Genomic DNA, 23385 nt, shown 5'->3' on the forward strand with positions numbered 1-23385 from the left:
ATCGCCAACCTTCGGGCGGGCGCGCATTATAGGAAGCGCTATCCCTCGGCCCAAGTCCATTGCCGCTGAATGGCGGCCTATAGATTTGCGCGCGGTCCGTCAGGGCTATAGTCGACCGATAACGACAAGGGAGCCGGTCATGCGCAATTTCACCTTCTACAACCCCACCCGCATCCACTTCGGCGAAGGCCAGATCACCAAACTGGCGCGCGACGTGCCGGCGGGTAGCAGGGTGTTGGTGACCCATGGCGGCGGCAGCATCTTCCAGAACGGTGTCTGGCAGCAGGTCGAGGAAGCGTTGGTGGACCACAAGGTCGTCCGTTTCGGCGGCATCGAGGCCAACCCGCAGTTCGATACCCTGGTCAAGGCAGCCGAGCGGGCCAAGGTCGAACAGTGCGACTTCATCGTCGCCGTGGGCGGGGGCTCGGTCATCGATGGCAGCAAGTTCATCGCCGCGGCGGCTTGCTACGACGGCGATCCGCTGGACCTGCTCAGCGGTAAACGCATTACCGCCGCCCTGCCCATGGGCTGCGTGCTGACCCTGGCCGCGACCGGCTCCGAGAGCAATCCCCACGGCGTGGTTACCCATGTCGCCCGCCAGGAAAAGCTGCCGTTTTCCAGCGCCCTGCTGTACCCGCGATTCGCCATCCTCGATCCACGAACCACCTTCAGCCTGCCACCCCGGCAAATCGGCAATGGCGTGGTGGATGCCTTCGTCCACACCATCGAGCAATACCTCACCTACCCTTCCGACGCGCCTCTGCAGGACCGCTACGCAGAAGGCCTGCTGCTGACCCTGATAGAGGAAGGCCCCAAGGCTCTGGCCAACCCGGACGACTACGCCGTGCGCGCCAACCTGATGTGGTGCGCCACCCAGGCCCTGAACGGCCTCCTCGGCTGCGGCGTGCCCCAGGACTGGTCGACTCACATGATCGGTCACGAGCTGACCGCGCTATACCACATCGATCACGCGCAGACCCTGGCGGTAGTGCTGCCGGCCCTGCTGGCTGAGCGCCGCCAGGTCAAGCGCGAGAAGCTGCTGCAATACGGGGCTCGCGTCTGGGGCTTGAAGGAAGGCGACGAAGAACAGCGTATCGACGCAGCCATCAAGGCCACCCGCGACTTCTTCAAGCGCATGGGTGTGCCTACCCGTCTGTCCGAACACGGGCTGGACGCCGATGTGATCCCGCAGGTGCTGGCGCAACTGGAGCGGCATGGAATGACGGCGCTGAGTGAGCGCCGCGACCTCGACCTGGAAGCCAGCGAGCGCATTCTGCTGCGCGCGCTCTGAACCTGACCGAGATCAAACCGACGGGGCGTCCAGCAGTCGACCGTCGGTCCAGGCCCCATGTAGGAGCTAGCTTGCTAGCGAAATGGGACCCTCAGCTGGCAAGCCAGCTGCTACGGGCAATGCAGCTACTTGCAACACTCAGTGCGGACATTGCCTTTCGTCCACCAGTCGAACTTCTCGCGCCGCAAGCAAACAAACCCTCTGGCGGGGACGGCCATCCGGCTTCCCCGGCTGGTCGCAATCTATACAGCTGTTGGGCGCCGGGGTAGGATTCGCGCCGACCAGCATATCGCTGGCCCTACCCCAGGTTTCGTACGAAATTTGATCAAATGGCGATCATTCTCGTATGGAACCCAGTTCCTCGATTCGGAACCCTTGACCTCTATGCCATCGCGTAAATTTGGACTCAACCTGGTGGTCTTCGTGGCAGTCGCCGCGTTGTTCACCGGTATCTGGGCGCTTTACAACCGCCCGGTCACCGCGCCGGACTGGCCGGAACAGATATCCGGCTACTCCTTCTCGCCGTTCCGCGCGGACCAGAACCCGCAAACCAACCGCTACCCCAACGACGAGCAGATCCGCCAGGACCTCGAGTTGGTGAGCAAGCAGACCGACAGCATCCGTACCTACTCGGTGGATGGCACCCTGGCCGATATCCCGCGCCTGGCGGAAGAGTTCGGCCTGCGGGTGACCCTCGGTGTCTGGATCAGCCCGGACGAGGAACGCAACGAGCGCGAGATCGCCAAGGCCATTGAAATCGCCAACGCGTCCCGCAGCGTGGTTCGCGTGGTGGTAGGTAACGAGGCCCTCTTCCGTCGCGAGATCAGCCGCAAGGACCTGATCGTCTACCTGGACCGTGTACGCGCCGCCGTGAAGGTGCCGGTGACCACTTCCGAGCAGTGGCACATCTGGCTGAAGTACCCGGAACTGGCCAAGCACGTCGATCTGGTGGCCGCCCACGTCCTGCCGTATTGGGAATTCGTGCCGATGGAGGACTCCACCGAGTTCGTCCTGGAGCGCGCCAAGGACCTGAAGAAGGCCTTCCCGAAGAAGCCCCTGCTGCTCTCCGAAGTGGGCTGGCCGAGCAACGGCCGCATGCGCGGCGGTGCTGACGCTTCCCAGGCCGACCAGGCCATCTACCTGCGCACCCTGGTCAACGCCCTTAACGCCAAGGGCTACAACTACTTCGTGATCGAGGCCTTCGACCAGCCGTGGAAGGCCAGCGACGAAGGTTCGGTGGGTGCCTACTGGGGCGTCTACAACCTCGACCGCCAGCCGAAGTTCGCCTTTGAAGGCCCGGTGATCGCCATCCCGCAATGGCGCATGCTCGCAGTCGCATCCGTGGTCATGGCGCTGCTGGCCCTGGCCCTGATGCTGATCGACGGCAGTGCCCTGCGCCAGCGCGGTCGCACCTTCCTGACCTTCGTCGCCTTCGCCGGCGGCTCGGTACTGGTCTGGATCGCCTACGACTACAGCCAGCAGTACAGCACCTGGTTCAGCCTGACCGTCGGTCTGCTGCTCGGCGTCGGCGCCTTGGGCGTCTTCATCGTGCTGCTGACCGAAGCCCATGAACTGGCCGAGGCGGTCTGGGTGCGCAAGCGCCGCCGTCCGTTCCTGCCGGTACTGGCCGACAGCGCCTACCGCCCGAAAGTGTCGGTGCACGTGCCCTGCTACAACGAGCCGCCGGAGATGGTCAAACAGACCCTCGACGCCCTGGCCAACCTCGACTATCCGGACTACGAAGTCCTGATCATCGACAACAACACCAAGGACCCGGCGGTCTGGGAACCGGTGCGCGACTACTGCGAACAGCTGGGCCCACGCTTCAGGTTCTTCCACGTTGCCCCGCTGGAAGGCTTCAAGGGCGGCGCGCTGAACTACATCCTGCCGTACACCGCACCAGACGCCGAGGTCGTGGCCGTAATCGACTCCGACTACTGCGTCGACCGCAACTGGCTGAAGCACATGGTTCCGCACTTCGCCGACCCGGAAATCGCTGTGGTGCAGTCGCCGCAGGACTATCGTGACGGCAACGAGAACACCTTCAAGCGGCTCTGCTACGCGGAGTACAAGGGCTTCTTCCACATCGGCATGGTCACCCGCAACGACCGCAACGCCATCATCCAGCACGGCACCATGACCATGATCCGTCGCAGCGTGATGGACGAGCTGAAGTGGGCCGACTGGACCATCTGTGAAGACGCCGAACTGGGCCTGCGCGTGTTCAAGAGCGGATATGCCGCGGCTTACGCACACGAGAGCTTCGGCCGTGGCCTGATGCCGGACACCTTCATCGACTACAAGAAGCAGCGCTTCCGCTGGGCCTATGGCGCCATCCAGATCATGAAGGGGCACGCCCGCAGCCTGTTCCTCGGCAAGGACTCCAAGCTCAAGCAAGGCCAGCGCTACCACTTCATCGCCGGCTGGCTGCCGTGGGTTGCCGATGGCCTGAACATCTTCTTCACCGCCGGCGCCCTGTTGTGGTCGGCAGCGATGATCATCGTGCCGCAACGGGTCGACCCGCCGCTGCTGATCTTCGCGATCCCGCCGCTGGCGCTGTTCTTCTTCAAGGTGGGCAAGATCGTGTTCCTCTACCAGCGCGCGGTGGGGGTCAACCTGAAGGATGCCTTCTGCGCCGCGGTAGCGGGCCTCGCCCTCTCCCACACCATCGCCAAGGCCGTGCTCTATGGCTTCTTCACCAAGAGCATTCCGTTCTTCCGCACGCCGAAGATGCGCAGCAACCACGGCCTGCTGATGGCCCTGGCCGAAGCCCGCGAAGAAGTCTTCATCATGCTCCTGCTCTGGGGCGCGGCAATCGGCATCGCCATCGTCCAGGGCATGCCGAGTCCGGACGTGAAGTTCTGGGTGGCCATGCTGCTGGTGCAGTCGCTGCCCTACCTGGCGGCGCTGATCATGGCGCTGCTCTCCTCCCTGCCGAAGGGCCAGGAAGAGGAGCAAGAGGAGGTCGCCACCGCCTGACGGAAGCATCTCGAGACTGTTTGAGAACGTCACGAGCGAAGGTCAGGCAAGGCGAAAACAGCCGAAGAAGCGCAGTTTACGTGTTGTAAATGAGCATTCTGAGGCTGTTTTCAACGCAGCATCACCTAGCGCAGTAGTTTTCAAACAGTCTTAAACGGCGGCCTATGGCCGCCGTTCTTGTTTTAAGATATCGGCCTTTCATCCCTTGCGTTGCCGCGCTGCCCTCCGGAGCCCTTCATGTCGTCCCTGTCCCCCACCCTCGAACTCGCCTGCGACCTCATTCGTCGTCCCTCGGTCACCCCGATCGACGAAGGCTGCCAGGACCTGATGATGCGCCGGCTGGAAGCCGCGGGCTTCCGCATCGAGCGCATGCGCATCGAGGATGTGGAGAACTTCTGGGCCATCCGTGGCGGCGAAGGTCCGGTGCTCTGCTTCGCCGGTCATACCGACGTGGTGCCTACCGGCCCCGTGCAGGCCTGGCAGCACGAACCGTTCGATGCCCTGATCGACGCGCAAGGCATGCTCTGCGGCCGCGGCGCGGCGGACATGAAAGGTAGCCTTGCGGCGATGGTGGTCGCGGTCGAGCGCTTCGTCGCCGAACATCCTCAACACAAAGGCGCCATTGCGTTCCTCATCACCAGCGACGAGGAAGGTCCGGCCCATCATGGCACCAAGGCCGTGGTCGAGCGTCTGGCCGCTCGGGGTGAACGCCTGGACTGGTGCATCGTCGGCGAGCCTTCCAGCACGTCCCTGGTGGGTGACGTGGTGAAGAACGGCCGTCGCGGCTCCCTTGGCTGCACCCTGACTGTTCGCGGCGTGCAGGGTCACGTCGCTTACCCCCACCTGGCGAAGAACCCCATCCACCTGGCCGCACCGGCCCTTGCCGAACTAGCCGCGGAACACTGGGACGACGGCAACGCTTTCTTCCCGCCCACCAGCTTCCAGGTCTCCAACCTCAACTCCGGCACCGGCGCCACTAACGTCATCCCGGGCGAGCTGAAGGCCATCTTCAACTTCCGTTTCTCCACCGAATCCACAGTGGATGGCCTGCAGCGTCGCGTCGCGACGATTCTCGACAAGCATGGCCTCGACTACCACCTGGAGTGGGCGCTGTCCGGCCTGCCCTTCCTGACCCAGCCGGGCGAACTGCTGGACGCGGTTTCCGCGAGCATCAAGGCCATTACCGGCCGCGACACCACCCCTTCCACCAGTGGCGGCACCTCCGATGGACGCTTCATCGCCACCATGGGCACGCAGGTGGTCGAACTCGGTCCGGTGAACGCCACCATCCACCAGGTGAACGAGCGGGTACTGGCCAGCGATCTCGACCTGCTGACCGACATCTACCAGCAGACCCTGGTCCGACTGCTCGCACAATGACGCTCATCTGCCCCCTCTGCCAGGGCGCGCTGAGCGCCCGCGACCAGGGCCTGGCGTGCCCGGCGAACCATAGCTTCGACCGCGCGCGCCAGGGCTACTACAACCTGCTGCCGGTGCAGCACAAGAACAGCCGCGACCCGGGCGACAACGCCACCATGGTCGAGGCGCGTCGACGCTTCCTCGACGGCGGCCACTATGCGCCGCTCGCCAATCGCCTGGCCGCGCTCGCTGCCGAACGTGATCCGGAGCGCTGGCTGGATATCGGCTGTGGCGAGGGCTATTACACGGGCCAATTGGCCATGGCCCTTCCCGCGACCGACGGCTATGCCCTGGACATCTCCCGCGAAGCAGTCAAACGCGCCTGCCGCCGCGCGCCGCAGCTGCACTGGCTGGTGGCGAGCATGGCACGCGTGCCCATGGCCGATGCCAGTTGCCAGCTACTCGCCAGCGTGTTCAGCCCACTGGACTGGCAGGAAGCGCAGCGCCTGCTTTCACCGGGCGGCGGTCTGCTACGCATGGGGCCCACCCGCGAGCACCTGCTGGAGCTGCGCCAGAAGCTCTACGACGAAGTTCGCGACTACGACGACCAGAAGCACCTGACACTGATCCCCGACGGCATGCGCCTGGCCCACAGCGAGACGCTGAGCTACCGCTTGCGACTGGACGACGCGCAAGCGCGTGCCGATCTGCTGGCGATGACGCCCCACGGCTGGCGCGCCAGCGCCGAGCGCCGCGCGGCAGTAGTGGCAGCACCATTCGAGGTCACGGTTTCCATCCGCTACGATTGGATCGAACGAATCTAGGGAGTCCCCATGCGCCAACCCGATATCGAGATCTACCTCAAGGACGCCGACCAGGAGGCCGTCACCGCCTGGCTCAATGAGGCGCTGGGCACTTGCACGCCCTGGCAGCAAAAGGGACAGACCTTCAAATGTCTGGCAGGGAGCATTCCCGTGACCTGGCTGCCAAAAGCCGTGGGCAAATGGAACAGCGTCTATCTGGAAAGCGATAGGACGCCCTGGGAGGACGATCTGGGCTGTGCCCGCGCGGCTTTCGCGGCTCTCGGCGTGGAAATCCGCTGTGCGCCTGGTGGCTGGCAGGAGGTACAGGGCGAGGAAGATGCCGACCGCTGGATCAAGGTAAATGCGGAAGGCGAACAGGAGATCATCTGGCGCACCGATTGAACGATCGGCTGCCCGATGCCGGATTCGCAGAAAGCAAAAGGCCCGTCACTGACGGGCCTTTTGTTTTTGAGTCTCAGACCTTGGCGACGTCTTCCGCCTGCAGGCCTTTCTGACCCTGGATCACGGAAAACTCTACCTTCTGGCCTTCCAGCAGAGAGCGATGGCCCTCGCCGCGGATAGCGCGGTAGTGAACGAATACATCAGGACCGCTTTCGCGCTGAATGAAACCATAGCCCTTGGCGTCATTGAACCACTTGACGGTTCCGACCTCACGATCAGCCATTACTGCTCTCTCCAACTCACAATTTTGTTGTTTACCCCCTTTAGTAGGGGTTTCGACGGTGCAGTAAGGACGTTCTTCTTGTTATTCCAACCCAGGCCGAATCAGGCTTGGAGCCGGCATTTCGAATGGCGTTCTTTTTCTGACCGCGACCGGAGTATACGACAAGAGTTCGTACTGAAAAGCACTTTTTTATGACAGTTCGGAATGGCCGCGCCATGCGGGCTGGACGCCCTTTTTTGGCTCTTTGGAAGTACAAAATGGGGCATAAGGGTAGGCGGAAATGAACGATCTATTGTCCGATTTACCGCCCACCCAATAACTTCAACTATTTGGCGGCAAGTACGTCTTCGAGCTTCTTGGCCAACGCCTGATATTGGAATGGCTCCAACCTATATGCCCAATCCAGTTTGCCCGGCACCTGCTCATCGGCAAGCTTTTGCTTGTCCTTGAGGACCATCCAGGCTTGCTCGCCCTGGCTGAAAATCTCGCCGCGCAGCTCGCCACCGTCGAAGGTGGAAAGGCTGAACCGAAGCATCGGCTTGCCCTTGAACTGCACTTGCGCCAGGGGCGCGTTGTCGGCGAACTCCAGTCCCGCGAACAGCGTCGCCATACCGTTTGCCGCAGCCTCGTACGCCAGCCGGCGCCCCTTGGGCAGCTGCTTGACTTTGAGGTTGGGCTCTTCGGCCGAATCGCGATAGACGGTCAGGCGCTTTCCATCCGGATAGGTGACGTCTACCTGCCGCACGCTGGCGAATGGAATGCCCGCGATTCGGCGATCCAGCCAGCCGAGTTCGTTCGTCGGCAAGGCAATGGTCTGGTCGATCAACCAGACCTGATTGTCGCCGTAGAGACGCACCAGTTGACCGCTCCCCTGTTGCGCCGGCTTGCCCACGAGAAGCTCCAGTGGTGGCTCGCCACCACGCTCCAGCTTGATCCGCGTGCCCTGCTCGTCGGGAGTGCCCTTGTCCGCCAGGCCGACTCGGCCATGCAGTTGCGGATTGGCTGTCTTGGCTTCCACCTTGCGCGCATCAGCCAGCGCGCGCAGCAAGGTCGCCACGGGCAGCCCGGCGGCCGGGTAGTCCGCCTTGACCGGCAACACCCAGAGGCCATCCTTGCGCGCGAGTTGCAGATCCGGCTGCCCGGGTATCTGCACGTCCAGTGCAGTCACGCCCGCCAGGTTGCCTTGCAAGGCAGGCAACAGCAGTTCGCGGGTGGCGCTGGCCGGCTGCGGTTGGGGCCGTGAGCTGTCGTGCTGGATGAAGTAGGCCGCGCCGAGGCCAGCGGCCAGCAGCGCAAGAACGATCAGACCTTTGCGTCCCATAGCGCCTCCCTCAAGCCTTGCGCTGGCGGTGCCAGAACCACAGAACCAGCACACCCAGTGTCAGCACCAGCGGCACCAGGGCGATGTTGATGAATTTCAGGGTGCGGCCCAGGTCTTCGATGTTGGCATTGAGCTGGAAGCGCACGTCGCGCAGTTCCTTGCGGATGCGCAATTTCTCCTGAACGAACTGCTGCAGCGTCGCTTGCTGCTCCGGGGTCAGCTCCAGGGCCTTGGTGGGGTCCTGGTTCTGCTGCAGGGAGGCCAGCTTCTGCTCGGTATCCGCCAAGCGCTGCTGGAGTACCTGCTCCTGCTCGCGGAACTTGACCTCGGCATCGCGCTGAAGCTTTTCCACCACGTCGAACGGGCGGCTGTAGCGGCCACGAGAGCGTACGCTGATCAGCGCATCGGAGCCGGCAAGGTTGTCCAGGGCGTTGATCGCGAAGCCCGAGTTGTCGGCCCAGGGCTGAGGTACGCGTTGGCCGAAGAAGTCCTGCACCTGTACCCACATGCGGTCGCTGAGGATGTCGGTGTCGGCCACGGCGATCACGTTGATGTTCGCGGCAGACTTCAGACCGTCCTTGCGACCCTCGATCCCCTCGGGGAACGCCGATTGCGCCGGCCCGCTGATACGCGCAGCCAGGGTGTAACGCTCGCCAGTGGGCTTGAGCTCGCGAATCAACTCCTCGGGGTCCGAGAGCATCCCGAAACGCTGCACGTCGAAGGGCATGGCGTATTCGGAACTCTGGATCAGCGGCACGAAATGGGTCTTGGCACCCTCCAGTGGTTTGAGAATGCCGGCGGTTGCCACCGTGATGTTTTCCAGGCCCGCTGTGCTGACATCGTTCTGGTCCAGGCTGTGCCTCGGCAGATTGAGCCAGCCGGCATGGCGCGCCGGCGGCTTGTCCGGACCCACGCTGACCGACATCGCGTTGGCACCGTCACCCAACACCTTGCCCGGCACCATTTGCAGGCCCCAGGCCTTGAACAGGGTATCCAGGTCAGACGATTTGTCCCCGCCCGGCTCACCCGGCATTTCCATACCGCTGTCCGCTTCGCTCCAGGGGTCGACGAAGGCCAGCAGCTTGCCCCCGCGCAGGACAAACTGGTCGATGGCGTACTGGGTCTGCTGCGGCAGGTCTTTCGGATGCACCAGCAGGAGTACCGACACCGTATCGGGAATCTGGTCGATATCGCTCTTCAGGCTCTCGATCTGGAACAGCTGACGGACTTCCTCCATCACCATCCAGGGCTGAGTCGGCTGGCGGGTCATCATGTCGAAGCCGCCATTGAGTTTCAGCCCGGAAAGAATCCCCACCACCGGGCGCTCTGGCTTGGCCAGGCTCTGCACCAGACGGCTGACCTCGTACTCGAGGAACTCCTCCTGGTCCAGCGGGAAGAACGGAATGATCTGGGTGTCATCCACGCCATTGGTACCGGCCAGGCCGAAATAGATCTGGTCGCCACCCTGCTGCAGCGGCACCGCCTGCAAGCCGAATTCGGCGGCCTTGTCCTCGTCCTCGGAGAAAGGCTCGGGGTCGATGACGTGCAACCTGATCTTGCCACCGGCGGCGCGCTCGTAGGCCTTGAGCATCTCCTCCACGCGCCGGGCGTAGTTGCGCAGCACGACCAGGTCCTTGGCGGACTTGTCGGAGTAGAAGAAGTACAGGTTGATGGGCTCGTCGATCTCGCCAAGGATCTGCTTGGTTCCGTCGGAGATGGTGTAGAGCTTCTGCTCGGTGAGGTCGACCCGCGCGTTGGTCAGGGTCAGCCCGGCGAGCATGTTGAAGGCCAGGAACGCCACGGCGATGAGCAGCAGCCCGGCACCGGAATACATCAGTCTTTTCATGTTCAGTCGGCCTTCTTCAGATCGACCACCACAGCGGTGGCGGCCAGCCAGGCGGCGATCAGGGTGACGAAGTAGAGCAGGTCACGCAGATCGATCACGCCCTTGCTGATGGCATCGAAACGGGTCAGGAAGCTCAGCGAAGCCACGGCATCCAGCAGCCACTGCGGCGCCCAGCTGCTGAACGCGTCCAGCACCAGCGGGAAGCCGCTGACGATGAACAGGAAGCAGACGCTGACGGCGAGGATGAAGGCGATCACCTGGTTCTTCGCCAGTGCCGACATGCAGGAGCCAATGGCGAGGAAGGCCCCGGCCAGCAGCCAGCTACCGATGTAGCCGGTGACGATGGCGCCATTGTCCGGCTCACCCAGGTAGTTGACCGTGATCACCATCGGGAAGGTCAGCAGCAGCGCCAGCCCGGCGAAGGCCCAGGCGGCGAGGAACTTGCCCGTGACCGCCTCGAAACGGGTGATCGGCAAGGTCATCAGCAACTCGATGGAGCCGGACTTGCGCTCCTCCGCCCAGAGCCGCATGGCGATGGCCGGCACGAGGAACAGGTAAAGCCACGGATGGAAGTTGAAGAACGGCGCGAGGCTCGCCTGGCCACTCTCATAGAAACCACCCAGGTAGAAGGTGAAGACCCCGGACAGAACCAGGAAGATCACGATGAACACATAGGCCAGCGGCGTGGCGAAATAGCTCGCCAGCTCGCGTTTGAAAATCACCGGCAACTGCCTCATGCCGCTTCTCCCCGGGTCAGTCGGCGGAATACTTCGTCGAGCCGACCGCGCTCCACGTCCAGCTCTTTCACTTTCCAGCCCCGCTGGTGAATCAGTTGGTTCACCTGCGGGAAGATCACTTCGCCCGGCTTGGCCAGGATGGTCAGGCCGCCCTGGATAGCGTTCTCCTCGATGCCGGCCACGCCCGGAAGCACTGCCAGCGCCAGCATGTCCAAGGGTTCCTCGGCTACCAGGGTCACGGCCTGGTGATAACGCGAGCGGCTTTCCAGCTCGAACGGCGTGCCGTCCGCCACCACCTTGCCGGAGGCGATCACCAGCGCGCGGGTACAGACCGCCGTGACCTCTTCGAGAATGTGGGTCGAGATGATCACGATCTTGTCGTGGGCCAGGCTCTGGATCAGTTGGCGGACCTGGTGCTTCTGGTTCGGGTCGAGGCCGTCGGTTGGCTCATCGAGAATCAGCACGCGGGGGTCGTGGAGGATCGCCTGGGCCAGGCCGACTCGGCGCTTGTAGCCCTTGGAGAGGGTTTCGATGGATTGGCCGAGGACGTTGTCCAGCTCCACCTGCCCCACCGCACGGGCCACGCGGGCCTTCTTCTCGGCACCGCGGAAGCCGCGGACTTCAGCGATGAACTCGAGAAAGCCGCGCACCGTCATGTCGCCATAGCAGGGCGCACCTTCCGGCAAGTAGCCAACCTCCCGCTGGGCTTTCAGGGTCTGGGTCTGGATGTCGAAGCCGAAGATGCTGGCGCTGCCGGAGGTCGGGGCGAGGAAGCCCGTGAGCATCTTCATGGTGGTGGACTTGCCCGCGCCGTTGGGGCCAAGGAACCCCAGCACCTCCCCCGGTGCGACGCTGAAGGACAGGTTATCCACGGCGGTATGCTGCGCGAAGCGCTTAGTCAGATTTGTTATTTCGATCATGGCCTTTAGTCCCGAAGGGAGCAGCCCCTGGCCATGCTGGCCACCGGGGCCTTGCAAAACGCCGGCGGACTATAAGTAGTGATCCGCCGCCATTGCAAGACGGCCATTTGTGCCAAAAGTTGCAGGAATCTTCGGGCTAAAACGACGGCCCTTGCCTTTTTGCGACCCGGCAGCGAATACGGCAAACTAGCCGCCCCGAGCAATTGCTCGTTTCACAGCATTACCCCGCCATGACCCGCTCCCCTCTCCGCCGCCTTGCCTTTGGTGCCCTGCGCCGCCTGCTTTATCTGTGGGTACGTTCGGAAACCATCAACCAGTCGGCGTTCACCCTGAAGCTCGATCGCAGCAAGCCGGTGTTCTACGTCCTGCAACAACCGTCGGCCAGCGATCTGGCGGTGGTAGATCGGGAGTGCACCAAGGCCGGCCTGCCGCGCCCGGTACTGCCAGTGGCGGTGGGCGACCTGATGGAGCCGGCGGCCTTTTTCTATCTGCAACCCGAACCGGGCTGGCTCGGCGGCCAGGATAAGCGCGCGGCCTCCCCGACCCTGGTGCGGGTACTGGGCGCCATCGAGCGGCAGGCGGTGGAAGATGCGCAGATCATCCCGGTGACCGTATTCTGGGGTCAGTCACCTGACCGCGAGACCAGTCCCTGGAAGCTCCTGTTCGCCGATAGCTGGGCGGTGACCGGGCGCCTGCGCAAGTTGGTCAGCATCCTCATACTCGGGCGCAAGACCCGCGTGCAGTTCTCCGCGCCTATCCACCTGCGCGAGCTGGTGGAGCAGGACAAGGGGCCGGAGCGCACCCTGCGCATGGTCAACCGCATCCTCCGGGTGCACTTCCGCAACCAGAAGACCGCGGTGATCGGCCCCGACCTTTCCCACCGCCGCAACCTGGTCAAGGGGCTGGTGCGCGGTCCACTGGTTCGCCAGGCCATCGCCGACGAAGCCGAGCGCGAGAAGATCAGCCTCGCCACCGCCGAAGCGCAGGCGCTGAAGTACGGCAACGAAATCGCCTCCGACTTCGCCTATACCGCCATCCGTTTCCTCGAAGTCGTGCTGTCCTGGTTCTGGAACAAGCTCTACGAGGGCATCAAGGTCAACCATATCGAGCAGGTGCAGGAGATCGTGCATGGCCACGAGGTCATCTACGTGCCCTGCCACCGCAGCCATATTGACTACCTGCTGCTGTCCTACCTGCTGTTCCGCAACGGCCTGACACCGCCGCACATCGCCGCCGGCATCAACCTCAATATGCCGGTCATCGGCGGCCTGCTGCGCCGTGGTGGTGCCTTCTTCATGCGCCGCACCTTCAAGGGCAACCCGCTGTACACGGCGGTATTCAATGAATACCTGCACACCCTCTTCAGCCGCGGCTTCCCGGTGGAGTACTTCGTCGAGGGTGGGCGCTCGCGCACCGGGCGCATGCTGCATCCGAAGACCGGCATGCTCGCCATCACCCTGCGCAGCTTCCTGCGTTCCTCGCGGCTGCCCATCGTCTTCGTGCCGGTCTACATCGGCTACGAGCGCGTGCTGGAAGGCCGCACTTACCTGGGCGAACTGCGCGGCGCGAGCAAGAAGAAGGAATCCATCTTCGACATCTTCAAGGTCATCGGCGCCCTCAAGCTGCGTTTCGGCTCGGTGGCGGTGAACTTTGGCGAGCCGATCAAGCTGGCCGAATTCCTCGACCAGCAGCAGCCGGACTGGCGCGCCCAGGAGCTGGGGCCGCAGTTCCGTCCGGCCTGGCTCAACGACACCACCAACCAGCTCGCCGTACGCATCGCCCGCCACCTCAATGACGCGGCAGCGATCAATCCGGTCAACCTGGTGGCCCTGGCGCTGCTTTCCACCAGCCGCCTGGCCCTGGATGAGCGCGCCCTGACCCGCGTGCTCGACCTCTACCTGGCCCTGATTCGCGCCGTGCCTTATTCGCCCCATGCCACCCTGCCGGAAGGCGACGGTCAGGCGCTGATCCAGTACGTACAGAGCATGAACCTGCTCGCCGAACAGAAAGACGCGCTGGGCAAGATCCTCTACCTGGACGAGCAGAACGCCGTCCTCATGACCTACTACCGCAACAACGTCCTCCACGTCTTCGCCCTGCCCGCACTGCTCGCGTGTTTCTTCCAGAGCAGCGCGCGGATGAGCCGCGAGCAGATCCTGCGCTACACCCGCGCCCTGTATCCCTACCTGCAGGCCGAACTGTTCATCCGCTGGGACGCCAGCGAACTGGAAGGCGTGGTGGACCAGTGGCTGGCAGCCTTCGTCGAGCAGGGTCTGCTCAAGGCGGAGGGTGACGTCTACGTGCGTCCGGCGCCGAGTTCGCGGCAGTTCGTCCTGCTGACCCTGCTGGCCCGCGCCATCGTCCAGACGCTGCAGCGTTTCTACATGGCCATCGCCCTGCTGCTGAACGCCGGACAGAACCAGCTGAGCGCAGAGGAACTGGAAGACCTCTGCACCGTCATGGCCCAGCGCCTGTCGATCCTCCACGGCCTGAACGCCCCGGAGTTCTTCGACAAGAGTCTTTTCCGCCACTTCATCCAGACCCTGCTGGACCAGCGCGTGCTGCGCCGGGACGATGCCGGCAAGCTGGGTTATCACGAACTGCTCGGCGAACTGGCCGAGGGCGCCGCCAAGCGTGTGCTCCCCGCGGAGATTCGCCTGTCCATCCGCCAAGTGGCATTCGATCGCCAGGCCGAAGCGGAACCGGAAGCCGCGGTAGAAGCTGGCTGACCCCGCATCCCCGCCAGGCCCTCGGGCCTGGCGCTTCGCCCGCTTTAGACCGTTCCTACAAGACATCCAGACAGCTTCCGGCAGGCATGGCCGAGACCACTTCGTACCATTCGGCGCTGCGCCGCCTCGGTCCACCGAGTGCATCACCAGCCCTGAACACGGAAGGCCCCGCCCCATGCTCCTGAGAACCATCACTGTCGAGAACGGCACTGGCGAGGTGGTCAACGCTGCCGTCCTGTGCAGCTTCGCCATTCCCCGGATCGATAGAAACATCCTCGTCTACACCCTCAACGAAGAAGACCGCCACGGCACCGCCAAGGTGTACGTGACCAGCGCCGTTCCACAGGAGAACGGCTATCGCCTGGCCAATCTGGAATCGGAGCAGGAATGGCAGTGCGCCCTGGCGGTGCTCAAGCAGATCACCAAGGGGGAGCAATCGTGAGCACGAATGAAAAACCGCAGTTCCACTTCGTCCGGCTCGATGGCGAAATCACCGGCGCAGACAAGAACCCGCCAAACGCCCGTGAACACCGCAACCTCGCCATCAACCGTTCCTCGGTGAACAAGCTTATCGCAACACGGCAGAGTGCCAACACCGGCGATCCGCTGCCCTCCGCCCGCCCACCGCTGGCGGACCCGGGCGCCAGAGAAGCCGTGCCGTCCGTCCCCTTCCACAGCCACTCCCTGAGCGTGGATTTCAGCCTGCCACCACCGTCCGCTGAAACCGCGATCGCAACAGAGCCCATGCCTGAAGCGGAGGAAGTGCGCGAAGAGGCACCGGGCGAGCAAGGTGTCGATGAGGAATCCAGTCAGGAAGAGACAGCGCTGCCCATCGCTTCCGAGCAGGAGCCAGTATCCGTGGACGCCCCGGCACCCGAACCCGAGCCCGAGCCCGAGCCCGAACGGAGCATAGAAGCCATCGACCTGCGGAGTTTCAGCGTCGAGCTCGCAACGCTAGTCCGCGCCGAGCCATCCGATGCGGCAGCAGCTATGACCGAGCAACCCGAGGAGGCGCCGGAGCTTCAATCCACCGTGGCGCCTTCCCTTGGCGGTGATGCGGACAATCTCCTGTACGACGTGCAGAACACCCTCGACTCCCTCGCGGACATGGCCAAGGGGCTCACCCAGCAGAAACTGGACGCGCTGAAACATCAGGAGGGTATGGAGCAACGCAAGTTGCAACTGCAGGAAAAGGAGCGCCTCCTCGCCGACAAGGAGGAGCAATTGCGACTGCTGGAAGCGCGGCTGACGCGCGAAGTCGGCAACCTGGAGCGTAGCGCCGAAGACAACGCCCGAGCCCTGGCCGAGCGCAGTGCCGCGCTCAAATCCCTGGCCGAGAATGTGGAAGCGCGGGACCGCAGCACTGCCAGGCTCGCCGACACCCTACGCCACGAAAAGCAGCGCAATGACGAGTTGACCGAAGCCCTGCAGCGTCGCGGCGATACCCTGGACGAACGCGAAGCTGCGCTCGCCCGAAAGCAGGACGAACTGGCCGAGAAGCTCAAGCAATTGATCGCCGCCAAGGACCGCTTCCGCGCGCTGGTCAAGGCGTTCAACGAAACGGTGCAGTTCAACGACACCCTCAACGCCATCTCCAGCACCGCACTGGACGACAACGCGCACTGACCCCTCAATCGCCCCCACTCGGGGGCGATGTCTTTTGGGGCGCTCGAAGCCCTGGCCCAACGCACTTCGCCTTCTATAGTGGGTCCTATCAATCCCACATGGCCCCGAGGCCCCCATGAAAACACTGCCCCTGATCCTAGCCGGCAGCCTGCTCGCCGCCTGTGCCGGCCAGCCCACCGAGCAGACGAGCCACCTGGAAGGTGAAGTCTTCTACCTGCAACGCATCGCGCTGCCACCCGCCGCCATTCTCAGCGTCAGCCTGCAGGACGTTTCCCTTGCCGATGCGCCGGCGGTGGAACTCGCTCGCCAACAGGGGCCAATCCAGGGTCAGGTACCCCTCGCCTTTCGCCTCGACTACGATCCCGCCAAGGTCCAGCCCAATCACCGCTACACCGTGAGCGCACGAATCGAACTGGACGGCAGGTTGATGTTCATCAGCACCGAGCAGCACTCGGTTAAACTCGACGGCTCCGACCCACAGCCAGTGCGCATCAAGGTCGACCCGGTCCGCTGATCCTCAAGATGGACCGCCCTCAAATAGCCACAAGGATGCAGCCATGATCCGCTTCGCCACCCTCTGCGCCGGCCTCGCCCTTTCCGCCAGTGCCTTCGCCCTGTCCATTGCCGATCTCAGCCAGTCGGATGCCAGCGGCGGCCTGAAGGATGCCTTGACCCAGGGTGCCAAGGTCGCCGTCCAGCAACTGGGCAAGCCGGGCGGTTTCGCCGACAACCCGGACGTCCGCATCGAATTGCCGGGTAACCTCGGCAAGGCCGCCAAGACCATGAAGATGATGGGCATGGGCGCCCAGGTGGAACAGCTCGAAGACACCATGAACAAGGCCGCCGAGGCTGCGGTACCGCAGGCCCAGGCGTTGCTGGTGGACGCCGTGAAGAAGATGACCGTGCAGGACGCCAAGGGCATCCTCAGCGGCCCGGACGATGCCGCCACCCAGTACCTGAACAAGTCCAGCCGCGAGCAGTTGCGTGCCAAGTTCCTGCCCATCGTCAAGCAGGCCACCGACAAGGTTGGGCTGGCCCAGCAATACAACAGCTTCGCCGGTCAGGCCGCGAGCTTCGGCGTGGTGAATGCCAAAAGCGCCAATATCGAGAGCTACGTGACCGAGGAAGCCCTGGACGGCCTGTTCAAGATGATCGCCGAGCAGGAGGCCAGCATCCGCCAGAACCCGGCCGGTGCCGCCACCAGCCTGGCGAAGAAGGTGTTTGGCGCGCTTTGAACGTCACAACGCTGTGAAGGAGCCCGGCTTGATGCCGGGCTTTTTGTGGGGTGGTTTAGCAAGCTTTATCTTGGGCAGTTCAGCTCATTGCCGAGCGGGTTGCGGATTTCTGTTTCGCCTTCCCAGGCGAGTTTGGGCTTCAGGATTCCCTGGAATCGCCGGCGCGAGTCACCCCTCTCCTCTTCAGGGAGAGGGGCCGGGGGTGAGGGCGGTATCCACAGGCCTGGGTCCCGCAATGAGACCCGATGCCCCTCACCGCCCCACAACCTCCACCCGCTCCTCCCCCAACGCCTCATCCAGCCCCTGATGAAACCACCTCAGCGCCTGCTCGAAGCGCCCGTGCCAAAGCCGGTCGCTGGCGCCGGCCTGGATTCCCGCCTGCACCCGCGCGGCCATGGCGAAGTCTTCCTCCAGCGCTGAATAGAGAATGGCGTTGTTCTTCTCGAAGTAGCGTTGCGCCTTCTCCGTTGCAGGTGCCTCCGGCAGCAAGGTATGCCCCAGTACACGAGTCGCCAACGGCCCATCGGGGAAGACGGTGGAGAAGTCGATGTGGTCAGGCTCCACCAGCACCAGCGTATTGGGCCAGAGGAAATACAGCAGGTTGCCGTGCTGTCGCAGGTTCCAGTCCTGCTCGGGCTGGTCGAGGATCTCTCGCAGGTTGCGCTTCACGTAGTAATTGCGGATATGCCGGCCGAAACGCTCGAACAACCCCAGGTTGGGCCAGAACAGATGATCGATGGTGGCCTGGTGTGCCTTGGTGACGTGGTAGTTCTCCAGGAAGGTGTCGATGGTCAGTTTCCAGTTCACCGGTCGGCGGATGTCCTGGGGATCGAAGATCACATGATCGTCCAGGGCGAAGCTGTCGAAATCAGCCAGTATCTGCTCGCCGAAGAAGGCGTCCATGTCCAGTGCCGGCCCCGCTGAATGCCGAGCCCAGACAGCGCCAAAACGCTCAGCCACCGGCACTTCGGTGAGATTCAGGCAGGCGCGGTCGATTCCCTCGAAGCCGTAGCCGTGGGGAATGCCGCGCAACTGGCCGTCGGGGTTGTAGGACCAGGCGTGATAGGGGCAGACGAAGACCCGGTTGCGCCCGCACGCGTCGCCCACCAGTTGGGTGCCGCGGTGTTTGCAGACGTTGAGGAAGGCACGCAGCCGTCCCTGCTCGTCGCGGGTCAGCAGCAGCGGCGCCAGCAGATCACGGGTAATGAAGTGGCCTGCGGGAATCTCGCCGGAGCGAGCAACCAGCAAGGGCTCGCGACGCAGAACCTCATCACGTTCGCGGCAGTAGCGTCGCTCGTCCAGGTACAGGTCCACGGGGAGCGATGATGGTGTCTCGACGCATTCGGACACGCCCCGTTCCACCAGGGCCAGGGTCCGTTTGAGCAAGTCCACCTGGGTCGCGTGCTGCATGGGCACCTCGTCTTGTTGTCATGGGCGGAGGCAAGCCCGGCCAGTCTCTGCCCACCGGCGATCGACGCCAAGAGCCCGGGAAGAAGTGGCCTGATGATTGGCAGGATCGCCGGGGAGGCCCATGAAAAAAGGCCCCCGAAGGGGCCTTTGTCGTCAGAGGCTGGGCTGGGTACCTGGCACGGGTACCGTCCGCTTCTGCTCTGCCTCGGCCGGCTTGACGCGGAACCAGGCCGCATAGAGCGCCGGCAGGAACAGCAGCGTCAGGGCCGTGGCGACGATCAGTCCGCCCATGATGGCGACGGCCATCGGGCCGAAGAACACGCTGCGCGACAGCGGGATCATCGCCAGCACCGCGGCCAGGGCGGTGAGCACGATGGGACGGAAGCGCCGCACCGTGGCTTCGATGATTGCGTGCCAGCGATCCAGGCCCTGGGCGATGTCCTGCTCGATCTGGTCCACGAGGATCACCGAGTTGCGCATGATCATCCCCGCCAGGGCAATGGTGCCGAGCATGGCGACGAAGCCGAAGGGCTGGCGGAACACCAGCAGGAACAAGGTCACGCCGATCAGCCCCAGGGGCGCGGTGAGGAACACCATCGCCGAGCGCGAGAAGCTCTTCAGCTGCAGCATCAGCAGGGTCAGCACGACCACGATGAACAGCGGCATGCCGGCGTTCACTGACTTCTGCCCGCGCGCGGAGTCTTCCACCGTCCCGCCCACGTCCAGTAGGTAGCCGTCCGGCAACTCAGCGCGGATCGGGTCCAGTGTCGGCGAGATGTCCTTGACCAGACCAGCCGGCAACGACTTGTCGTAGATATCGGCACGCACGGTGACAGTCGGCAGGCGATTGCGGTGCCAGATGATGCCTTCCTCGAAGCCGTATTCCAGGGTGGCGATCTGCGACAGCGGCACGCTACGGCCGTTGTCGGTGGGTATCGCCAGGCTCGGCAGCAGGGCCAGTTCCTGGCGCTCGCGCACCGTGCCACGCAGGAGGATCTCGATCAGCTCGTTGTCCTCGCGGTACTGGCTCACCGGCGCACCGGTCAGCGAGCTCTGCAGGAAGCGCGAGAGATCGGCGGTACTCACACCCATGGCACGCGCGCGGTCCTGGTCGATATTCAGGCGCACCACCTTGCTTGGCTCTTCCCAGTCCAGGTGCACATTCACCACATGCGGGTTCTCGCGCACCTTGTCGGCCACCTTGCGAGCCAGGGCGCGGACTTCATCGATGTGCTCACCGGAAACGCGGAACTGCACCGGGTAACCCACTGGCGGGCCGTTCTCCAGGCGCGAGATACGGCTGCGCAGCGTGGGGAATTCGTCGTTCAGTACCTGGATCAGCCAGCTGCGGATCTCTTCGCGCGACTCGATTGATTTGGCCAGCACCACGAACTGGGCGAAGCTCGCCGCCGGCAACTGCTGGTCCAGCGGAAGATAGAAGCGCGGCGAACCGGTGCCGACATAGGCCACGTAGTTATCCACACCCGGATGCTCACGCAGGAGCTGCTCCAGGCGTTTCACCTCGACCTCGGTATTGGCCAGGGACGAACCCTCGCCCAGCTTGAGATCGACCATCAGCTCCAGGCGTCCGGAAGACGGGAAGAACTGTTGCGGCACGAAACGGAACAGGGCAATGGACGCAACGAAAGCCGCCAGGGTCAGCAGGATCACCGTCTTGCGCCGCCGCACGCACCACTCCACCACACGACGGACACGCTGGTAGAAGGGCGTGCCGTAGGGATCATGACCCTTGTCGCTGCCGCCATGTTTCTTCGCGTGCAGCTTGGCAAGGTCAGGCAGCAGGCGGTCGCCCAGGTAGGGCACGAACATCACCGCGGCGATCCAGGACACCACGAGGGCGATGGTCACCACTTGGAAGATCGAGCGGGTGTATTCGCCGGTGCCGGATTGCGCTGTGGCAATGGGGAGGAAGCCGGCGGCGGTGATCAGCGTGCCGGTGAGCATGGGGAACGCGGTACTGCTCCATGCATAGCTCGCCGCCTTCAGGCGGTCGTAGCCCTGCTCCATCTTGATGGCCATCATCTCCACCGCGATGATCGCGTCGTCCACCAATAGGCCAAGCGCAAGCACCAGGGCGCCAAGGGAAATCTTGTGCAGGCCGATGCCGAGGTAATACATCGTGGCGAAGGTCATCGCCAGCACCAGCGGAATGGACAGCGCCACCACCAGGCCGGTACGCAGGCCGAGGGAGAAGAAGCTCACCAGCAGCACGATGATCAGCGCCTCGGTGAGCACACGAACGAACTCGCCCACCCCGGTCTTCACCGCTGCCGGCTGGTCCGACACCTTGCGCAGCTGCATACCGGCCGGCAGGTTCTGTTGCAGACGGGCGAACTCGCTTTCCAGCGCCTCACCGAGCACCAGGATGTCGCCGCCGCCCTTCATGGACACCGCGAGACCGATGGCGTCCTCGCCCATGAAGCGCATGCGCGGCGCGGGCGGGTCATTAAAGCCACGACGGACGTCGGCGACATCGCCGATACGGAAGGTGCGGTCACCCACGCGGATGGGGAAGTCGCGGATTTCCTTCACCGAATCGAAGCGGCCGGAAACCCTCAGTTGCACACGGTCGCTGGGGGTTTCGAAGAAGCCGGCAGCGGCCACCGCGTTCTGCTCTTCCAGGGCTTGCTGGACGGCGGCGAGCGGCAGGCCCAGGGTCGCCAGCTTGACGTTGGACAGTTCGATCCAGATCTTCTCGTCCTGCAGGCCGAGCAGCTCCACCTTGCCCACGTCCTTGACCCGCTGCAGTTGCAGCTGGATGCGATCGGCATAGTCCTTGAGCACGGCGTAATCGAAACCTTCACCGGTCAGCGCATAGATATTGCCGAAGGTGGTACCGAATTCATCGTTGAAGAACGGCCCCTGGATGCCCGGCGGCAAGGTGTGGCGGATGTCGCTGATCTTCTTGCGGACCTGGTACCAGAGCTCGGGAATCTCGTTGGAGTGCATGGAGTCGCGCGCGATGAAGGTCACCTGCGACTCGCCGGGGCGGGAGAAGGAGATGATCTTGTCGTACTCGCCGGTCTCCATCAGCTTCTTCTCGATGCGCTCGGTGACCTGGCGGGACACTTCCTCGGCACTGGCGCCCGGCCAGTTGGTGCGGACCACCATGGCCTTGAAGGTGAAGGGCGGGTCTTCGCTCTGCCCCAGCTTGGTGTAGGAAATAGCCCCGACGATGCCCAGCAGCAGCATGATGTAGAGGACGATCTGGCGGTTCTGCAGCGCCCATGCGGATAGGTTGAAGTTCACGGCGCCTTACTCCTTGGCCAGCATCTTCACCGAACGATTGGCGCGGTCCACCGGCCGCACCTGCTGGCCTTCGCGCAGAACCTGCACGCCGGCGGCCACCACCCAGTCATCGGGCTGGAGGCCTTCAAGCACCGGCACGCGGTCCTCGCCGTAAGGGCCAACGCGCACCAGGCGGCGCTTCAGCGTGGAGTCCTTCGGGTCGACTACCCAGACGTAAGGCTGACCGGCCTCGGCGGTGAGCGCCGAAAGCGGTACGGAAAGCGGCACGGAGCCATTGCTGCGGATGAACACACGGGCGCTCTGGCCCAGCTCCGCCGGCGCCTTGCCATCGATGAAGGCGACCCGCGCAGCGAAGGTGCGCGACTGCGAATCGGCAGCCGGTGCCAGCTCACGGATTCGTGCCGGGAAACGTTGGCCAGGCAGGGACCAGAGTTCCACTGCAACGTCTTGCCCCACCTTGAAGCGATCAATGGCGTGCTCTGGCAGGCTGATCAGCACTTCGCGCTCACCGTCAGCAGCGAGGGTGAAGACCGTCTGTCCGGCGGCCACCACCTGCCCGACTTCGGCCCGCCGACTGGCGATGACACCGTCCTGGGAGGCACGCAGCACGGTGTAGGCAGCCTGGTTGCTGGCGACGTTGTGTTCGGCCTTGATCTGCTTCACCCGCGCTTCGCCCGCGCGGTACTGGTTCTCGACGTTGTCGTACTGGGAGCGACTGATCATCTGACGGTCCAGCAGGGTGCGGTAGCGGTCCCGCTCGGCCCGCACCAGCTTGAGGTTCGCGTCGGCCGCAGCCACCTGGGCGCGGCTGGCCTCCAGTTGCAGGCGCACGTCCTCCGGGTCCAGCTCGGCCAGGGCCTGATCCTTCTTCACCCGCTGCCCCACTTCCACCAGGCGCTTGGCGATCTTGCCGCCGATGCGGAAAGCCAGGTCCGGCTCGTAGCGAGAGCGCACCTCGCCCGGGAAGGTATCCACCGCATCCGCAGCGGGCTCGGGCTGCACCACCATGGCCGGACGCACCACCTGTTGCACAGGCTCCCCACTACCGCAGGCCGTGATCAAAAAAGAGAGGGAAAGGGGCAAAGCGAGGGGCAAGGCATGGCGAAACATGATGAATGACCTTTCGCGAAGAGCAGCTGGAATATTTATACTGCTGGGTATAGTAAAAATAGCA

18 protein-coding genes are annotated in these 23385 nt (G+C 63.8%); 10 read left to right on the forward strand and 8 right to left on the reverse strand.

What is annotated here, in order from left to right:
• Positions 1-139 precede the first annotated feature (139 nt).
• The 5 genes from E8E95_RS14115 to E8E95_RS14135 all read left to right on the forward strand — a co-directional run bounded on the left by E8E95_RS14115 (position 140) and on the right by E8E95_RS14135 (position 6834).
• Entirely contained in the window at positions 140-1291 is a 1152-nt protein-coding gene (locus E8E95_RS14115) for an iron-containing alcohol dehydrogenase (RefSeq protein ID WP_280351090.1), read from the forward strand.
• Between the two features lie 384 nt (positions 1292-1675).
• Complete coding sequence (locus E8E95_RS14120) at positions 1676-4270, forward strand: glycosyltransferase (protein ID WP_280351092.1); 2595 nt, start codon at positions 1676-1678, stop codon at positions 4268-4270.
• 237 nt (positions 4271-4507) lie between these two features.
• On the forward strand, positions 4508-5650 hold the full coding sequence (dapE, locus tag E8E95_RS14125; protein WP_280351094.1) for a succinyl-diaminopimelate desuccinylase: 1143 nt from the start codon (positions 4508-4510) through the stop codon (positions 5648-5650).
• The gene (locus E8E95_RS14130; protein WP_280351096.1) at positions 5647-6453 is read left to right on the forward strand and encodes a putative RNA methyltransferase; all 807 of its coding nucleotides are present in this window, start codon (positions 5647-5649) and stop codon (positions 6451-6453) included. The genes dapE and E8E95_RS14130 overlap by 4 nt, the downstream gene beginning before the upstream one ends.
• 9 nt (positions 6454-6462) lie before the next feature.
• Complete coding sequence (locus E8E95_RS14135) at positions 6463-6834, forward strand: hypothetical protein (protein WP_280351098.1); 372 nt, start codon at positions 6463-6465, stop codon at positions 6832-6834.
• Positions 6835-6907: 73 nt separating this feature from the next.
• Here E8E95_RS14135 and E8E95_RS14140 read toward each other — a convergent pair whose 3' ends face one another.
• The 5 genes from E8E95_RS14140 to E8E95_RS14160 all read right to left on the reverse strand — a co-directional run bounded on the left by E8E95_RS14140 (position 6908) and on the right by E8E95_RS14160 (position 11941).
• Complete coding sequence (locus E8E95_RS14140; protein ID WP_016494409.1) at positions 6908-7117, reverse strand: cold-shock protein; 210 nt, start codon at positions 7115-7117, stop codon at positions 6908-6910.
• 325 nt (positions 7118-7442) lie between these two features.
• Positions 7443-8438: a DUF4340 domain-containing protein gene (locus E8E95_RS14145; protein WP_280351100.1), complete on the reverse strand. Its 996-nt coding sequence runs from the start codon at positions 8436-8438 to the stop codon at positions 7443-7445.
• Between the two features lie 10 nt (positions 8439-8448).
• The gene (locus tag E8E95_RS14150) at positions 8449-10284 is read right to left on the reverse strand and encodes a Gldg family protein (protein ID WP_280351102.1); all 1836 of its coding nucleotides are present in this window, start codon (positions 10282-10284) and stop codon (positions 8449-8451) included.
• 2 nt (positions 10285-10286) lie between these two features.
• Positions 10287-11021, reverse strand: coding sequence for an ABC transporter permease subunit (locus tag E8E95_RS14155; RefSeq protein WP_179060310.1), 735 nt, complete (start codon positions 11019-11021; stop codon positions 10287-10289).
• Positions 11018-11941: an ABC transporter ATP-binding protein gene (locus E8E95_RS14160; RefSeq protein WP_280351105.1), complete on the reverse strand. Its 924-nt coding sequence runs from the start codon at positions 11939-11941 to the stop codon at positions 11018-11020. Before E8E95_RS14160 ends, E8E95_RS14155 begins: the two co-directional genes overlap by 4 nt.
• A gap of 230 nt (positions 11942-12171) precedes the next feature.
• Here E8E95_RS14160 and plsB point away from each other — a divergent pair, with 230 nt between their 5' ends.
• The 5 genes from plsB (at position 12172) to E8E95_RS14185 (ending at position 17531) form a co-directional block, all read left to right on the forward strand.
• Positions 12172-14670, forward strand: a complete 2499-nt coding sequence (plsB, locus tag E8E95_RS14165; protein ID WP_280351107.1) for a glycerol-3-phosphate 1-O-acyltransferase PlsB — start codon at positions 12172-12174, stop codon at positions 14668-14670.
• A 175-nt stretch (positions 14671-14845) separates the two neighbouring features.
• Positions 14846-15112 (forward strand): hypothetical protein, encoded by a 267-nt coding sequence (locus tag E8E95_RS14170; RefSeq protein WP_280351109.1) that lies wholly within the window; start codon positions 14846-14848, stop codon positions 15110-15112.
• Entirely contained in the window at positions 15109-16296 is a 1188-nt protein-coding gene (locus tag E8E95_RS14175) for a hypothetical protein (protein ID WP_280351111.1), read from the forward strand. The genes E8E95_RS14170 and E8E95_RS14175 overlap by 4 nt, the downstream gene beginning before the upstream one ends.
• A 115-nt stretch (positions 16297-16411) precedes the next feature.
• Positions 16412-16810, forward strand: a complete 399-nt coding sequence (locus E8E95_RS14180; protein ID WP_280351113.1) for a YbaY family lipoprotein — start codon at positions 16412-16414, stop codon at positions 16808-16810.
• Positions 16811-16853: 43 nt separating this feature from the next.
• Positions 16854-17531, forward strand: coding sequence for a DUF4197 domain-containing protein (locus E8E95_RS14185; protein ID WP_179060316.1), 678 nt, complete (start codon positions 16854-16856; stop codon positions 17529-17531).
• A 252-nt stretch (positions 17532-17783) separates the two neighbouring features.
• Here E8E95_RS14185 and E8E95_RS14190 read toward each other — a convergent pair whose 3' ends face one another.
• From E8E95_RS14190 to E8E95_RS14200, 3 genes are all read right to left on the reverse strand, one after another.
• Entirely contained in the window at positions 17784-18941 is a 1158-nt protein-coding gene (locus tag E8E95_RS14190) for an SRPBCC family protein (RefSeq protein ID WP_280351116.1), read from the reverse strand.
• A gap of 153 nt (positions 18942-19094) precedes the next feature.
• Complete coding sequence (locus E8E95_RS14195; protein ID WP_280351118.1) at positions 19095-22211, reverse strand: efflux RND transporter permease subunit; 3117 nt, start codon at positions 22209-22211, stop codon at positions 19095-19097.
• Between the two features lie 6 nt (positions 22212-22217).
• Positions 22218-23321, reverse strand: a complete 1104-nt coding sequence (locus E8E95_RS14200) for an efflux RND transporter periplasmic adaptor subunit (protein ID WP_280351120.1) — start codon at positions 23319-23321, stop codon at positions 22218-22220.
• Positions 23322-23385: the final 64 nt, after the last annotated feature.

This window comes from Pseudomonas sp. BN414, assembly GCF_029871275.1.
Lineage (GTDB): Bacteria > Pseudomonadota > Gammaproteobacteria > Pseudomonadales > Pseudomonadaceae > Metapseudomonas > Metapseudomonas resinovorans_C.